The sequence below is a fragment of the Corallococcus sp. AB045 genome, assembly GCF_003668895.1.
GTDB lineage: Bacteria > Myxococcota > Myxococcia > Myxococcales > Myxococcaceae > Corallococcus > Corallococcus coralloides.
The window spans coordinates 1-16,284 of the sequence record NZ_RAWN01000204.1 but is presented as its reverse complement, the minus strand read 5'-3'; the positions used below and the strand labels follow the sequence as shown (position 1 = coordinate 16,284).

General features: G+C 70.8%; 13 protein-coding genes. 2 read left to right on the top strand and 11 right to left on the bottom strand.

Going from position 1 to position 16,284, the window contains the following annotated elements:
• The 11 genes from D7Y21_RS33690 to D7Y21_RS33640 form a co-directional block, all read right to left on the bottom strand.
• A partial coding sequence (locus D7Y21_RS33690; protein WP_121717862.1) for a hypothetical protein occupies positions 1–1,089 on the bottom strand: 1,089 nt, incomplete at its 3' end.
• Positions 1,086–1,958, bottom strand: a complete 873-nt coding sequence (locus D7Y21_RS33685; RefSeq protein WP_233612379.1) for a cytochrome c — start codon at positions 1,956–1,958, stop codon at positions 1,086–1,088. The genes D7Y21_RS33685 and D7Y21_RS33690, both read right to left, overlap by 4 nt.
• Positions 1,955–2,485: a DUF3341 domain-containing protein gene (locus D7Y21_RS33680; RefSeq protein ID WP_120564595.1), complete on the bottom strand. Its 531-nt coding sequence runs from the start codon at positions 2,483–2,485 to the stop codon at positions 1,955–1,957. Before D7Y21_RS33680 ends, D7Y21_RS33685 begins: the two co-directional genes overlap by 4 nt.
• Positions 2,482–3,906: an NrfD/PsrC family molybdoenzyme membrane anchor subunit gene (nrfD, locus tag D7Y21_RS33675; protein WP_121717861.1), complete on the bottom strand. Its 1,425-nt coding sequence runs from the start codon at positions 3,904–3,906 to the stop codon at positions 2,482–2,484. The genes D7Y21_RS33680 and nrfD overlap by 4 nt, the downstream gene beginning before the upstream one ends.
• A complete protein-coding gene (locus tag D7Y21_RS43550) occupies positions 3,903–6,938 on the bottom strand; it encodes a TAT-variant-translocated molybdopterin oxidoreductase (protein ID WP_121717860.1) in 3,036 nt (1,011 codons plus the stop codon). The genes nrfD and D7Y21_RS43550 overlap by 4 nt, the downstream gene beginning before the upstream one ends.
• Complete coding sequence (locus tag D7Y21_RS33665) at positions 6,926–7,576, bottom strand: cytochrome c3 family protein (protein WP_121717859.1); 651 nt, start codon at positions 7,574–7,576, stop codon at positions 6,926–6,928. Before D7Y21_RS33665 ends, D7Y21_RS43550 begins: the two co-directional genes overlap by 13 nt.
• Positions 7,577–7,787: 211 nt before the next feature.
• Positions 7,788–8,747, bottom strand: coding sequence for a protein kinase (locus D7Y21_RS33660; protein ID WP_158627393.1), 960 nt, complete (start codon positions 8,745–8,747; stop codon positions 7,788–7,790).
• A 118-nt stretch (positions 8,748–8,865) separates the two neighbouring features.
• Positions 8,866–9,465: an outer membrane beta-barrel protein gene (locus D7Y21_RS33655; RefSeq protein WP_120564600.1), complete on the bottom strand. Its 600-nt coding sequence runs from the start codon at positions 9,463–9,465 to the stop codon at positions 8,866–8,868.
• A gap of 201 nt (positions 9,466–9,666) precedes the next feature.
• Positions 9,667–10,665: an SDR family NAD(P)-dependent oxidoreductase gene (locus tag D7Y21_RS33650; protein ID WP_120564601.1), complete on the bottom strand. Its 999-nt coding sequence runs from the start codon at positions 10,663–10,665 to the stop codon at positions 9,667–9,669.
• 129 nt (positions 10,666–10,794) lie between these two features.
• The gene (locus D7Y21_RS33645) at positions 10,795–11,394 is read right to left on the bottom strand and encodes a DUF2378 family protein (protein ID WP_158619302.1); all 600 of its coding nucleotides are present in this window, start codon (positions 11,392–11,394) and stop codon (positions 10,795–10,797) included.
• Positions 11,395–11,530: 136 nt separating this feature from the next.
• Entirely contained in the window at positions 11,531–11,923 is a 393-nt protein-coding gene (locus tag D7Y21_RS33640) for a response regulator (protein WP_158627392.1), read from the bottom strand.
• 321 nt (positions 11,924–12,244) lie between these two features.
• Here D7Y21_RS33640 and fdh point away from each other — a divergent pair, with 321 nt between their 5' ends.
• A complete protein-coding gene (gene fdh / locus D7Y21_RS33630) occupies positions 12,245–15,490 on the top strand; it encodes a formate dehydrogenase (RefSeq protein WP_199735543.1) in 3,246 nt (1,081 codons plus the stop codon).
• 4 nt (positions 15,491–15,494) lie between these two features.
• The coding region (locus D7Y21_RS33625) for a 4Fe-4S dicluster domain-containing protein (protein WP_199735542.1) at positions 15,495–16,284 on the top strand (790 nt) is incomplete at its 3' end.

The window sequence follows — 16,284 nt, the reverse complement described above, 5'->3', positions numbered from 1 at the left end:
GCCCACGCCCACCCACGCGGTGAACGCCGTCCACGGAATGACGACGTGCTCCGGGAAGAGCGCGGGGAACAGCAGCCACGCCACGTCCACGGCATGCATCAAGAGCATCCACAGCGACACGGCCGCCAGCGGCCGGGGCCGCGCCTTGAGCTCGCGCGACAAGAGGAGCCCGAAGGGGATGACGAAGTGGCCCAGGAGCAGCACGAGCGACAGCACCGCCCAACCGTCCTCCAGGCGGACGCGGTACCAGCTCACCTCCTCGGGCAGGCCCGCGACCCAGATGAGCATGAACTGCGAATAGCCGATGTAGGCCCAGAAGCAGACGAAGGCGAACAGCAGCGTGCCCATCCGGTGGTAGTGGCCGGGGGACAGCAGGCTGCCGAAGTGGCGCGTGTCACGCGTGGCCGCGCCCGCGACGATCATCAGGGCGAGCCCGCCCACGAAGGCGCCCGAGAAGACGTAGGCGGCGTAGACGGTGGACTGCCATGTCGCATCCAGCGACATCATCCAGTCCAGCGTCATGAAGGAGAACGTGAGGCCCAGCGCGGGCAGCGAGCCCCCGCCCAGCCGCCGCTGCCACAGCGTCCAGCGCACGTCGCCCGTCGAGTCCTGCTGCACGGACCAGCGGTACAGCAGGCACCCCACGACTCCCCAGGTGAGGAAGTACAGCACCGCGCGCACCAGGAAGAAGGGCACGTTGTTGTAGAGCCGCCGGTGGTCGAGCACATGCAACGTGTGCGCGCCCAGGTCCGCGGAAGGCTCGACCCACGGGAACAGGTGCCGCATCCCCAGCACGAGCGGCACGAAGAGCAGGAGGAACAGCGGCGCGATGGCGGCCGTGACCTCCAGGGCGCGGCGCAGCACCACGGGCCAGCGCGCCTTGGACGCGTGGAAGGAGGCGAGCAGCAACAGCGCCCCCAGGCTCAGCCCCAGCCAGTAGGTGAACCCGAAGAGATACCCCGCCAGGGCATGGCGCACGTCGAGGAAGGCACCGATGGCGGTGGCCCCAAGGCCCAGGACTCCGAGCGCCGCGCTGATGACCCGCGCGCGCTGTCCGCCCTCGAAGCGTGGAAGCACGGGAGGCGTCATCGCGAAAGAACCTCCTGGCGCAGCCGCGCCTGGACGTCGGCCGGTGCGGCGGTGAGCGGTGCGCGCTGGCTGCGGCCCAGGGCTCGCAGGTACGCGACCACGGCCCAGCGCTCACGGGGCGTGAGCTGCGGGCCGTATGCGGGCATCACGCCGAAGCCGTGGGAAATGACCTCGAAGTAGAAGCCCGGCGGGTGCGGCAGGTCTCCCGTCGTGGAGCGCTCGGTGAGCCGCCCCTCCATCGCGATGCCTCGCGGCCCGATGAGCGCATGCTGGCGGGCAAGGGCCGCGTCCGCGGCGCTGACCGTCACCCCGTGGCCCGGCGTCCCGGCGGGCGGCCCCGCGCCGGCCGTGTCCCTCACCGCGCCCTCCCCGTCCACCCTCCTGGGCAGCGGGAACGCCTCCGGCCCCACCCTCGCGGTCACGGCCTGCGTCCCCGTGTACGGGGCTTCGCCCTCCACGACTCCGTAGACCACCTGGCCCGCGTGGTCGTGCGGCACGAACAGCCCGGGCGGCCGGCGCTGCGGCATCTTCCTGGCCACGATGGCGTCCCCATCCCCCGTCAGCCCGTGGCACACCGCGCACCAGGTCTCATAGGCCGTGCGCCCTTCCTCCAGCAGTCCCCGGGTGAGCGGCACCGGCACGGCCTGAAGCCACCGCCCGTCCGTCGTGAGGCCCTGCTTCAACGCGGGGTCCTCTTGCTTGCGCCACTCCTGCGCCACCGTCCCCGGCACCAGGGGCCGCATGGCGCGGCCGTCATCGAAGAACCCGCTCGGCGCGAACGCCCCCGCTCGCGGCTGCGACGCCATGGGGTCCGTGTCGTCGCACGCGGACATGCAGCCCAGCAGCACCATGAGCGCCCAGCGCTTCATCGCGCGCCCTCCTCCACCACCGACACCTGCCGCGCCCCCAGCTCGCGCAGCGCCGCCTCCACCTTCGGCGCGTCCTCGCCGTCCACCGCCACGCTCGCCCAGAAGCCGTCCACGGACGCGCTGCGGAAGGACTCCACGTCGAACACCGGGTGCGTCACGTGCGGGAAGCCGAAGAACAACATCAGCGCGCCAAACACCGTCAGCGCCGCGCTCAGCACTCCCAGCTCGAAGGTGATGGGCAGGTTCGTGGGCGCGCTGTGCAGCGGCCGGCCTCCCACGTCCAACGGATAGTCCACCGCGTTCGTGAACCATTGCGTCACGTACGCGAACACCGCCCCGCTCAGTCCCGCCACACAGGTCAGCAACGGCAACCACGAGCGCTTCAGCCCCAGCGCCTCGAACGTCTCATCCACCGGGAACGGCGTGTGCGCGTCCAGCTGCTCGAAGCCCCTCGCCCGCAGGTCCTTCAGCGCGTCCACCAGGGCCTCGCTGGACCCAAACTCCCCCAGCACCCAGTGACGGCTCATGGCGCACCGCCTGGCCGCGTGCCCTGCTCACGCCGGAACTGGAGCGACGCGTCCACCTCGCGCTGGAGCTCCTTCATCTCGCTCACCGACACGGCCGGCACGAACTTCAGGAACAGCAGGAACGCCGTGCCGAAGAACGCCACCGAGCCACCCAGCAGGCTCCAGTCCACCCACGTGGGCCGGTACGCCGCCCAGGACGACGGCAGGAAGTCCATGCTCAACGACGCCACCACGATGAGGAAGCGCTCCGTCCACATCCCCACGTTGATGAGCAGCGCCGCCACCCACAGCACCCCCACGTTCGTGCGCAGCCGGGAGAACCAGAACAACTGCGGCACCAGCACGTTGCAGAAGAGCTGCATCCAGAAGAGCGGCGCGTACGGCCCGAAGAACTCGGCCTCCGTGGCGTGCATCTCGAAGGGGTTCCCGCTGAACCAGGCGAAGAAGTGCTCCTGGATGTAGCCGTAGGCCACCATCCACCCCGTGACCATCAGCACCTTCGCCATGTTGTCCAGGTGCAGCGGCGTCACCACGTGCTCGATGCCCAGCGCCTTGCGCGCCGGAATCAACAGCGTGATGACCAGCGCGAAGCCGCTGAACACCGCGCCCGCGACGAAGTACGGCGGGAAGATGGTCGTGTGCCAGCCCGGCAGCTGCGCCACCGCGAAGTCGAAGGACACGATGGTGTGCACGCTCACCACCAGCGGCGTGGCCAGCCCCGCCAGCAGCAGGTAGCCCGTGCGCCATTGCCGCCAGTGCTTCGCCGAGCCCCGCCACCCCAGGCTCGCCAGCCCGTACCAGAAGCGCGCCCGGGGCGTCTTCGCCGTGTCGCGCGCCGTGGCCAGGTCTGGAATCAACCCCACGAACCAGAACAGCAGCGACACCGTGAGGTACGTGCCCACCGCCGCGATGTCCCACGTCAGCGGCGAGCGGAACTGCGGCCACACCCGCAGGCTGCTGGGATAGGGGACCAGCCAGTAGAACTTCCACGGCCGCCCCAGGTGCAGCAGCGGGAAGAGCCCCGCGCACGTCACCGCGAAGAGCGTCATGGCCTCCGCGAAGCGGTTGATGGACCCGCGCCACTTCTCCTGGAACAGCAGCAGGATGGCGCTGATGAGCGTCCCCGCGTGGCCAATCCCAATCCACCACACGAAGTTCGTGATGCCGAACGCCCACGCCACCGGGATGTTGTTGCCCCACGTCCCCACGCCCACGAAGAGCGTGACGCATATCGCCACCACCAGCAGCGTGGTCCCGGCCAGTCCCAGCCCCAGCAGCGCCCACCAGGTCCGGCCCGCGGGGCGGTGCACGAAGGCCAGCAGCGACTCGCTGTAGGCGCGGTCGGAGTGGCGCCCCTCCAATATCGGGTGCTCGGTGAGCGGGTCCCCGGGCGCGGGCACCTGCGGGTCGGCCGTGCTCATGCGCCTCCCTTCGGCGCCGGGTTCTTCAAGCGCACCAGGTGCACCGTGCGCGGCTGGGTGCCCAGCGTGTTGAGCAGCTTGTAGTGCCTCGGGTCCTCGTGCTCGCGGCGCACGCGCGACTCCGGAGCGAGCAGGTCCCCGAAGGTGATGGCCTCCGTGGGACAGGCCTGCTGGCAGGCGGTGCGGACCTCGCCGTCACGCACGTCCCGGTGCGCCGCGCGCGCGACGGTGCGGGCCCGTTCGATGCGCTGCACGCAGTACGTGCACTTCTCCATCACCCCGCGCGAGCGCACCGTCACGTCCGGGTTCTGGCGCAGCTTCGTGAGGGGTTCCCGCCGCTGGTACTCCAGGTAGTTGAAGCGGCGGACCTTGTAGGGGCAGTTGTTGGAGCAGTACCGCGTGCCGATGCAGCGGTTGTAGACCATCTGGTTGAGGCCCTCGTCCGAGTGGACGGTGGCGTTCACCGGGCACACGTATTCGCAGGGCGCGGCCTCGCAGTGCACACACGCCACGGGCTGGGAGATGAAGCCCGGGTCGTCCGGGTCGCCCAGGAAGTAGCGGTCGATGCGCAGCCAGTGCATCTCCCGGCTCTTGAGCACGCCTTCGCGCCCCACCACCTGCACGTTGTTCTCCGCCTGGCAGGCCACCATGCACGCGCTGCACCCCGTGCACCGGTGCAGGTCGATGGCCATGGCCCACTGGTGGCGGTCGCTCTTCAGCAGCGCGTTGGGCGGATAGAGCCGCTCCTGCTTCTCCTGGAGGAACTCGAGCGCCTGGGGCTTAGCGCTGAAGGCCGCCTGCGTGAACTGGAGCGCCAGGTCGCGCCCCTCCATGCTCCAGTGCTCCTGCGTGACCGCCAGCGCGTGGTGCCGGCCCGTGCGGGTGAAGCTCGTGAGGGTCCCTCCCCATGGCATCGACCTGGACCGCAGCCTGTACGCGTTGACGCCGACACCCTGGCCCACCGGCCCCACGCGCTCGCGGCCGTGGCCCAGCGCCAGCGTCACCGTGTTGTCCGGCTGGCCGGGCAGCACCAGCACGGGCACCTCCACCACCTGGCCCAGCATCTCGATGCGCGCCACGTCGCCCTTCTCCAAATCCAGCGTCCGCGCGGTGGCGGGGGAGAGCAGCGCCGCGTTGTCCCAGGTGAGCTTCGTCACCGGCTCGGGCAGCTCCTGGAGCCACGCGTTGCCCGCGAAGCGGCCGTCGTACAGCCGCGCGTCCAGCACCAGGGACAGCTCCATGCCCTCGGGTGCTTTCGGCCCCGCGGCCTCCCGGACAGCCTTCAACACCGCGGCCTCGTCCAGCACCGCCCGCGCGGGCGCGGCCTGGGTCTCCGGGATGACACCGTCCGCGAGCCACGTCTCCCAGCGCGCCTCGAAGTCCGCCGGTGCGCCCGAGCGCTCACGCCACAAGGACTTGAGCAGCTCGTAAGGGCCCTGCGAGTCCAGGCCCGCGAAGACGGACAGGAGCTCCACCTCCGACACGGCGCCGGGGAACAGGGGTGCGATGAGCGGTTGCAGCACGGACGCGGTGCCGTCCGGGGCACGGCCATCGCGCCAGGACTCGAAGGCGTGTGTCGCGGGAACGAAGTGGGGGCAGCGAACCGCCGTCTCGTCCTCGTGGAGGCCGTGGTACAGGCGGAAGGGGACGCGCTCCAGACGGCGCGCGAAGTCCGAGTCCACCGTCGCCGTCCAGGCCGGGTTCCACGCCGTGATGATCAGCGTGTCCGCCTTCCCCTCGGACAGCTCCCCCAGGAGCGAGCTCAGCGCCCCCGGGTCTCCGTCCGGGAGCGCCACGGGTTCGAGCAGCCGGGGTGTGTTGCCCAGCGCCTCGTCCAGCGCGAACGCCAGCGCATGCACCCGCGGTGGCTGACACGCGCCCACCGTCACCCGGCCCTGCCCCCGGTGCAGGAGCAGGTCCCTCGCGGCGCCGAGCGCCCAGGCGCGCTGTGCGTCCGTCAGCGCGGTGGGCGGAGCGCTCAGCCCCGCCAGCCCCGAGGCCAACGCCGGCGTGACTCCGCGCGAGGGGTTCGCGGGGGCAATCCCGCGCAGCCCCCTCCCCACCTCCGCCGCCAGCGCGAGCATCAGCGCGACGCCCTGCGACGGCCGCATCCGCAGCCGTTCGTCGGCGAAGCCGCCGGTGACGGTCAGCGTGCTCTCCGCGACCCACAGGCGGTTCATCGCCTCCGGCTTGCGCGCGTTCACGAAGTCCCGCGCCGCGCGCAGGTGCCCGGGTTGCGTGGTCGCGAGGAAGTCGTCGTCCAGCGCCACCACCACCTCGCGCCCCACGTCGTGCACCACGTCCAGCACCCTGCCGTACGCCAGCCGCGTGCCCTCGCGGCGCCCGTCCGCCAGGGCCACGCCCCAGGGGATGATCCGCGCCCGCGGGAAGCGCGCCTGGATGCGTGCGTACAGCGCCTGCACCAGCGGGCTGCCCGTGGGCTCCACCAGGAAGCGAAGCCCCGCGCCTCCGTCCTGGCGCTCGGCCTGCTTCCGCAGCGCGTCCCTCACGGTGCCCCACGCGGCCTCCACGCCTTGCAGCCGCGCCGTCTTCGCCCTCGCGGGGTCATAGAGCCCCAGCAGCGCCGCCTGCTCGAAGATGCCCGCCGCGCCCAGGCTCGCCGGGTGCAGCGGGTTGCCCTCCACCTTCGTGGGCCGCCCCTCGTGGCTCGCCACCACCAGGCCCACCGTGCGCCCGTTCCACTCCATCCCCGTGGCGAAGTGCAGCGGCACTCCCGGCGTCAGGCCCTCGGGTGGCGTCGAATACGGGAGGATCTTCTCCGGCGGCTGACGGAAGCACCCGCTGAAGCCCGCCGCCGCCAGCGACGCGGTCGCGAGCTGCAGGAAGGTGCGCCGGGCCACGCCCTCGGGTGGAGACATCGCGCCCGGGGGATGCTCGCGCGACACGGCCTCGCGGCCGGCTCCTCCCGCGTGCCACTCCTCCAGGCTCCTCCACGCGCGCACCGGCTCCGTCCCGTCCGTCGCGGGCGCGTCAGGGACATCCGTCCGTGCGGGGTCGGTCAGAAGTGGCATGTGTTGCAATCCGTCCTCGGGTTCACGTCGAGCGCGGCCTGCACCGCGCGGCCCGTCTCCCTCGGGTCTCCGGGAGGACGCCACGTGAGGTTCGCGACCTCGGACACGGGGCGCAGCCACGGCGTCGGGTCGCGGTGACAGCTCAGGCACCAGCCCATGGTGAGCGGCGCCACCTGCTCCACCGCCGGCATGGTGTCCACGCGGCCGTGGCAGGTGACGCAGCCCACGCCCTTGTTCACGTGGATCTGATGGCTGAACCAGACGTAATCCGGCAGCGCGTGCACCCGGTTCCACGGAATCGCCGTGTCGTCGAAGCCGCTGGCGCGCACCGGCTCCAGCCGGGCGCTCTCGTTCCACACCTGCGCGTGGCACCCCAGGCAGCGCTGCGTGGGCGGCACGCCCGCCACCGGCGAGCGCCACGCGCCCTCATGGCAGTAGCCACACGGGATGCCCTCGTCGCCGACGTGGTGACGGTGGTCGAAGGGGAGCGGCTGCTCGCGGGGCGAGAACGAGCCCCGGCCCAGCGGGTTGCGCGCGAGGAGCAACAGGCCCGCCAGGGACACCGCGGGAACACCCAGAGCCAGGGCGATGATCGCCCGCAGCACCGAGTCGGTCCCCGGGCGGAACAACGGAGCCATGCCCTCCCCCCATCCAGCGTGGAGCCTCCGCGGATGCACGGGCCGGAGGCGCGCGCGACTGTGGGTGTCGCCTCACGCGACCACCAGCCTCCCGTTCGCGCCCCGTCGCGTTTCACACGCACCCGGCGCGCGACGTTCGTCAGTCCACACGAAGGCCACCCACCGGAACATCACGGGATGTCCGGCGCTCGCACGAAGTCTCCTGGCGTCTTCAGGACGGCAGCGTGCGCCCGCGCACGGACGTGGAGGCCGTCATCACCGACGCCGCGCCCACGTACACGTCCACCGGCGACAGCGGCCCAGAGCCCGGCAGCGCCGCCAGCTCGCGCACCACCGCGTCCGGCCCGTGGCACTCCACGCCGCGCCCCATGCAGCCGCGCAGCGCCGCCTGGAGCCCCGCGGCGGAGTCCGTCACGCGCGCCTCCAGCAGCACCCCACGCAGCACGTCCCGCAGCGCGGGCGACACCCCACCCAGCGCCGCGTCCACCCCGGCCGCGTCCTCCGGAACCACCGTGTTCCCGGAGACCAGCCCCAACAACACCCGCCCCAGCGCGCGCAGGTCCTCCCGCGCCTCCACCGACGAGCCCACCGCGTCCTCGCACACGGGCAGCTCCACCACGTCCGGCCGGGACGGCGACGTGAACCGGCGCAGCAGCGGACGCGCGGGCCTGAGCCCGAAGTCCGTCAGCGTCACCTCGCCCCGAGGACCCACGCGGATGCGGTGCGCATGCACGTCCCCGTGCACCACGCGCGCGCCATGCGCGGCCTGCAGCGCTCCCGCCACCTCCGCGCCCACGTGACACACGAACGCTTCCGACGGCCGTCCACCCCGCCCCAGCACCCGCCGGCGCGCCGTGGCCAGCGAACAGCCCGGGACGTAGTCCGACACCACCGTCAGCGTGTCGCGCACGTCCACCTGGAAGCCGTGGAGCCTCGCGATGCCCGGATGCCGCAGCGGCACCGCCCGCGTCAGCGACTCCTCCAGCGGACGCCGCGTCTCCGGCGCCAGGCCCGACGCCAACAGGAACGTCTTCACCACCAGCGGGCGCGCGTCCGCGGAGTCCTGCTCCAGCGGCCACACCAGGGACACCCACTCCCCCAGCGGGCCCCTCCCCAGCGGATGCAGGGGGGCGAACGTGGGCAGCCGAGAGGCGAACGGAAGCACGGACATGGCACCCTCCAACCCAACACATCCAACCCGTGACATCAACGCACCGCGTCCTACGTCACGGGTCCTGCACTCCCCGACACCCGGGCACGAAGCCCAGGGTGCCGGGGAAGGCCCGAGGCTAGAAGTAGCCGCCGACCGTGGTGGTGATGCCCAGCGTCACGTCGTTGCCGGCGAAGTAGCCCTGCTCCGAGCCCAGGCTGCCCACGCTCTGGCTGATGACCGCGCGCACCTGCGGACCCGCGCCGATGAAGAAGTGCGGCGTGAGGTGGAACAGGACGGGGGCGTTGAAGTCCAGGACGAAGTTCACGTCGCTGGCGCCCGTCACGTGGGCGAACTGCACGCCGAAGCCCGCCTTGGGCCAGAGCGACACGCGCTCGCCCAGCGGCAGGTGGTAGCCCACGCGGCCCAGCACGCCCAGGCCCACGACGGTGCTGTCACCGAAGCCAAAGGCCACCAGCGCGGACGCACCCACCGACAGGTTCTGCTGGAGGAAGTAGTCCGCGGACGGCTCCAGCCGGATCAGGAACACTTCGGAGGCGGTGTTGTAGCCCAGGAAGCCGTTGAGGTCCTGGCTGATGACCATCTGGCCCGCCTGGCCGAACGACGACGACTGGCCCGGGTTCGCGTTCAGGTTCGGCTGTTCCGCCGCCACCGCCTGCGCCGACACCGCGAGGCCCGCCACCAGCGCCAGGCCCGTCCACTTGTTGCTTCCACGCATCGATGTTTCTCCCCTCGTTGGCGCCCGGCCGACCCTTCCCGGAGCGCATGCGGGGCCCCTTCTAGCCAAAGAGCGCCGCAACGCGAGGATGTTTTCTGACCCACCCAACACTTCGTTGACACCCCACCATCAGCGCCACGAACAGGAAAAATCCTGATCGCGGCCCCCTCGGCGCCGGTGCCGTCGGATGGCGCCGTCGCTTCAGCGCGCCGCGCGCAGCAGGCCGCGAGCGCCCAGCACCGCGCCGCCCACCACGCTCCCAGTCAGCGCCGCCAGGCCCAGCGTCGCGGTGAAGCGCTTCCACGCGGGTGTCGGCGGCACGCTGCCCCGGGGGCCCACGCCCTCCACCACGGGGGTGAAGAGGTTGCCCTCGGGCCTGTCCAGCGGCATGTCCGTCGTCTGCATCCGCACGCCGAAGCGGGAGAGCACCGCCTTGCCCACGAACGGCGCCAGGCCGTTGAGCCACAGCATCAACCGCCCCTGGAGGAACGCCGGCACCGACGTGTGGCCCGGCCGCTTCGCCAGCCGCACCACCGCGCGGGCCACCAGGTCCACGTCGTAGGTGGGCGGCACCGGCACGGGCTTCCATCCCAGCATCGTGGGCGCGTGGTCGAACATGGGCGTGGACACGGACGGCACCATCACGTTGGAGACGTGGATGCCCGTGCCGGCCAGTTCCACCTCCAGCGCCTGCGCCCACCCCAACGTCGCGTGCTTCGCGGACGCGTACGCGGACAGCAGCGGCGCGGCCCCCGACGCCAGCATGGACTGCACGTTGAGCAGGTGGCCGTGGCCCTGCTTGCGGAAGTGCGGCAGCACCGCGCGCGCGAAGCGGAAGTAGCCGAAGCACGACACGTCGAACACGCGCGTGATGTGCGCCCAGGGCAACTGGTCGAAGTAGCCGTAGGACTGCACCGCCGCCGCGTTCACCAGGAGGTCCACGCGGCCGTAGTGCGCCACGCACTCGCGCACCACGCGCTCCACGTCCTCGGCCACCGTCACGTCGCCGTCACTCACCAGGCACTCGCCGCCGCGCTGGAGCACCTCCACGCGCAGCCGCTCCAGGGCCGCCTGGCGCCGAGCGGTGACACACAGCCGCACGCCCGCCTCCGCCAGCCGCAGCGCGGACTGCCAGCCCACGCCACTCGACGCGCCCGTGACGATGGCCACCTGTCCCCTCAAGTCCTCGTGATGTGCCATGCGCTTTCGCCCCTCCTCGCCTGAGGTGGGCCCTCCGGCCGGGCTTCGCACGAGGCAAGCCCCCGGAATCCTCCGCGCGCGCACGCTCGCACGGCCGCCCTCCGGACCGGAGAGCAGGCCGCGCGCGGCTTACGACCAGGAGACCTCGTAGATGGCGTCCACCAGCGACTGGGCCTGCCCGCGCACCTGCACGTCGTGCACGCCCGCGACCTCCAACGCGGACTGGAGGATGCCCTCGTTGTAGGGCACCGGCATCAGCGAGCGCTTCATGATGACCCGGCCCGACCTGGGGCCAAGCCACTCCACGGAGCGCTCGCCGAAGTTCAGCGCCGTGCGGTAGCCGGAGTGCATCAGCTCCAGCAGCCGCTTCGGGTCGCCACCCGCCTGCTGCACGAAGTCGCGCGCGAACATGGAGTTGAGGAAGTCCAGCATCGCCTGCGTGCCAATCTGCCGCTGCGCCGCCGCATGGCCGCCGACGAGCGGCGCGAGCTGCTCCGCCGCCACGTAGGACAGCCGCAGGAAGCGCGGGAACGGATAGGTCTGCATGGGGATGAAGTCCGCGGTCTCCCCCACCTGCTCCAGACAGCGCTTCACCGCGTCCGCTCCGCCCAGAAAGCGCACCGCGTCCAACACCCCCAGGAAGAACAGGCCCCGGCTCGTATCCTCCGATGTCGTCGCGGCCAGGCGGGCTTCCAGGTCACGAGTGACGTCCTCGGGTAGATTCAGCATGCCAGCCGGCATCTGCGCCGTCCTTTGAATGAGGGGGAATGGACCAGGCGGGGACCTGACGGGGCGCGAGGATTCCACAGGTCCCACCCCATCGCGAGTCCTCGATGCGCACGCGGCACGCCATGCGACACATGTTTCACGACGTGTGAGGTCCTTCCGGGCCTTCCCCGGATGATGGAAGGAAGCGGCGCACCACTTCCATCATGGACCCCACCGCCACGGGCTTGCGCAGGTAGGCCACCGCGCCCGGTGGATGGAAGGGGCTGCCGGACAGCACGATGATGGGCACGCCTTCCAGCATGCGCTCCTGGGACAGCCTCGCGAGGAAGACCTGTCCGTTCATCACCGGCATCATCAGGTCCAGCAGCACCAGGCCTGGACGGGGATGGGACGCCAGCCAGCTCCAGGCATCCTCGCCGTGGATGCACTGCGCGACGCGATAACCCTCCATCTCCAACAGCGTCGCGACCGCGTCCCGAAGGTCTTCCTCGTCCTCGATCAACAGGATGAGAGGGGCACTGTCTGTCATGCAGGTTCTCCACTCGCTCTCCGCCACGAATCCGGCCATCACGTGGCTGTGGGTCTTCCTGCTCCGCCTGAAGGCCCGAGGCCCCACAGGGAGGGAGGAGCCGGAAGAGGCGTTGGCACCGTGGAGAAATAACGATTCGAGCCCCCCGGTCTGATTTCGCGCGCCGCGCATTTTCGTGCCTGCCCGCCTGCTCTCGCGTCCGCTGTTGAACGCTGGCACGGGACCGGCGGCACTGGTCCGCCCCTCCGTGCATCCCCATCTTGGGGACTGGATTCCACGTGCACGTCCTTGGGAGGAGCGGCCTTGAAGTTCCGCGACCTGATGAAGGGTTGGCCCGTGCTGCGGCAGTTCGCGCGGGGAGACAGCCGGGCCCTGGGCGACACGGCGATGTCGGCGCGAAGCCGTTCGCTGGCGCCGCGCACCAAGTCCGCTGATGCGGTCGTGAAGTCCATCTGCCCCTACTGCGCGGTGGGCTGCGGGCAGGAGGTGCACGTGCGCGATGGGCGCATCCTCGACATCGAGGGTGACCCGCATTCCCCCATCTCACGCGGACGGCTGTGTCCCAAGGGCGCCGCCACCTTCCAGCTGGTCACGGGAACGCAACGCGTGCAGCAGGTCCTCTACCGTCGCCCCGGCGGCACGGAGTGGGAACCCATCCCGCTGGAAGAGGCGATGGTGCAGGTGGCCGAGCGCGTGAAGCGCACGCGCGACGCGACGTTCGAGGTGACGGACGCGAAGGGCCAGCGGGTGAACCGGACGCTGGGGATGGCGCACCTGGGCGGGGCGACGCTGGACAACGAGGAGAACTACCTCCTCAAGAAGCTCTTCAGCGCGCTGGGCGTCGTGCAGGTGGAGAACCAGGCTCGAATATGACACGCGTCCACGGTGCCCGGTCTGGGCATCACGTTCGGCCGCGGTGGAGCCACGACGTTCCAGCAGGACCTGCAGCACTCGGACTGCATCCTCATCCAGGGGTCCAACATGGCCGAGTGCCATCCGGTGGGCTTCCAGTGGGTGATGGAGGCGAAGGCCCGGGGCGCGAAGGTCATCCACGTGGACCCGCGCTACACGCGCACCAGCGCGGTGGCGGACGTGTACGCGCCCATCCGCGTGGGCTCGGACATCGCGTTCCTGGGCGGGCTCATCCACTACGTGCTGGAGCACGAGCGGTACTTCCGTAACTACGTGGTGCAGTACACCAACGCGGCCACGCTCATCCGCGAGGGCTTCCAGGACACGGAGGACCTGGAGGGGCTCTTCAGCGGCTACCAGCCGAAGGACAACCGCTACGACACCCACACCTGGCAGTACCAGGGCGTGTCCGGCGTGGTGCCGGCGGCGGGCCACAAGGAGCTGACGGACGAGCCGGGCGCGGGCGCGGGCGGGCATGACCACCGCGTGGACCTCCGCGACGAGCACCGGGACGAGACGCTCCAGCATCCCCGGTGCGTGTTCCAGCTCTTGAAGCGCCACTTCGCGCGCTACACGCCGAAGGTGGTGTCCCAGGTGTGCGGCGTGGACGAGGCGCTGTTCCTCCAGGTGGCCCAGACGCTGTGTGACAACTCCAACCCGGAGCGCACCAGCGCGTTCTGCTACGCGGTGGGCTGGACGCAGCACTCGGTGGGCGTGCAGTACATCCGCACGGCGGCCATCCTCCAACTCTTGCTGGGCAACATCGGCCGGCCCGGCGGCGGCATCCTCGCCCTGCGCGGGCACGCGTCCATCCAGGGCTCCACGGACATCCCCACGCTCTACAACCTGCTGCCCGGCTACCTGCCCATGCCGCGCGCGAGCGGCACGGATGCGCTGGAGCACTACATCCGCAAGAACAAGTCCGGCAGCGGCTGGTGGTCGGAGTTCCCCAAGTACGCGGTGTCGCTGCTCAAGGCGTGGTTCGGGGACAGGGCCACGAAGGACAACGACTACCTGTTCGCGCACCTGCCCCGGCTGACGGGCAATCACTCGCACATGCAGACCGTGGCGGACATGGCGGACGGGAAGCTCCAGGGCTACTTCGTCATGGGGGAGAACCCCGCCGTGGGCAGCATGAACGGGGCGCTCCAGCGCAAGGGGCTGCGCAAGCTGGACTGGCTGGTGGTGCGCGACTTCACGCTCATCGAGACCGCGGAGTTCTGGCGCACGGCGCCGGAGGTCCAGTCCGGGCAGGTGCGGCCGGAGGACATCCAGACAGAGGTGTTCTTCTTCCCGGCCGCCGCGCACACGGAGAAGGACGGCACCTTCACCAACACGCAGCGGCTGCTGCAATGGCATCACAAGGCCGTGGAGCCGGCGGGGGACACGCGCAGCGAGCTGCACTTCACCTACCACCTGGGGCGCAAGCTGCGTGAGCGCTACGCCGGCTCCACGGACCCGAAGGACGCGCCGCTGTTGGATTTGACATGGGACTACCCCACGCACGGGCCGCACGCGGAGCCCTCCGCGGAGGCGGTGCTGAAGGAGATCAACGGCTACTCGGTGGCGGACGGGAAGCTGGTGGATGGATTCACGGCGCTGAAGGACGACGGCTCCACGGCGTGCGGCTGTTGGATCTACTCGGGTTGTTACAAGGACGGCGTGAATCAGACCGCTCGGCGCAAGCCGGGGCAGGAGCAGACGTGGGTGGCGCCCGAGTGGGGCTGGGCGTGGCCGTCCAACCGGCGCATCCTCTACAACCGCGCGTCGGCGGACGCGAACGGCAAGCCCTGGAGCGAGCGCAAGCGCTACGTGTGGTGGGACGCTGGCGAGAAGAAGTGGACCGGCGAGGACGTGCCGGACTTCATCGCGGACCGTCCGCCGGAGTACCGCCCGCCCGAGGGCGCGACGGGGCTGGCGACCATCGCCGGCAATGATCCGTTCCTCTTGCAGGCGGACGGCAAGGGTTGGCTCTTCGCGCCCAGCGGGATGATGGACGGGCCGCTGCCCACGCACTACGAGCCGATGGAGTCGGTGGTGCCCAACCCGCTCTACGCGCAGCAGTGCAGCCCCACGCGCGAGGAGTGGAAGCGCAAGGACAATCCCTATCACCGGGCCTGGGGTGACCCGCGCTATCCGTACCTGGTCACGACCTACCGGCTCACCGAGCACCACACCGCGGGAGGCATGTCGCGCTGGCTGTCCTGGCTGAGCGAATTGCAGCCGGAGATGTTCTGCGAAATCTCCCCGGAGCTGGCGCTCGAGAAGGGGCTGAACAACGGGGACTGGTGCACGCTGGCCACCGCGCGAGGGGACCTGGAGTGCCGGGCGCTCGTCACGGAGCGCATCCGCCCGCTGAAGGTGAAGGGGCGGCAGGTGCACCAGATTGGCCTGCCGTACCACTGGGGCGTCACGGGGCGCGTGCGAGGCGAAGGGGCCAACGAGCTGACGGCGTTCGTCGCGGATCAGAACGTGGACATCCAGGAGTCGAAGGCGTTCACGGCGGACCTGCGGGCGGGGCGGATGCGCTCGGGGGAGAGGGCCGCGGCGGGAGCGGAGCCGCCTCCGCTGCTGGTGCCGGAGGTGCCGCGCGACGTGACACCGCCGCAGGTCACGGACCACTCGGAGACGCAGGAACCCGAGGGGAAGGGATAGGCGCATGGGGAGCCGCAAGGGGTTCTTCACGGACACGACGCTCTGCATCGGCTGCAAGGCGTGCGAGGTCGCGTGCAAGCAGTGGAACCAGCTTCCGGACGACGGCTTCCACTTCACGGGGATGTCCTACGACCAGACGGCGCACCTGGGCGCGTCGACGTGGCGGCACGTGGCGTTCGTGGAGCGGCCGGTGCCGTTGCAGGGGCAGACGTCGGGCGCGGGGGACTTCTCGTGGCTGATGATGTCGGACGTGTGCAAGCACTGTCAGCGCGCGGGGTGCCTGGAGGCGTGTCCCACGGGCGCCATCGTGCGCACGGAGTTCGACACGGTCTACGTGCAGCCGGACGTGTGCAACGGCTGCGGCTACTGCGTGTCGGCGTGTCCGTTCGGAGTGATTGACCGGCGCGAGGATGACGGCCGCGCGTGGAAGTGCACGCTCTGCTACGACCGCATCGGCGACGACCAGACGCCCGCGTGCGCGAAGGCGTGTCCCACGGCGTCCATCCAGTACGGAGATTTGGATGAGCTGCATGCGCGCGCGGAGTCGCGGGTGCGCGACCTGCATCAGCGGGGCATGACGGACGCGTACCTGTACGGGAAGGACGCGGAGAACCAGCCGGGTACGGGTGGGCTCAACGCGTTCTTCCTGCTGCTGGACAAGCCGGAGGTCTACAACCTGCCGCCCGACCCGGTGGTGCCGACGAAGAAGGCGCTGCGGTCGTGGGCCTCGGTGGCGATGGGCGCGGTGGGCATGGTGGCGGTGGCGCTGGGCGCGGTGGCGTTCGGGCGGGAGG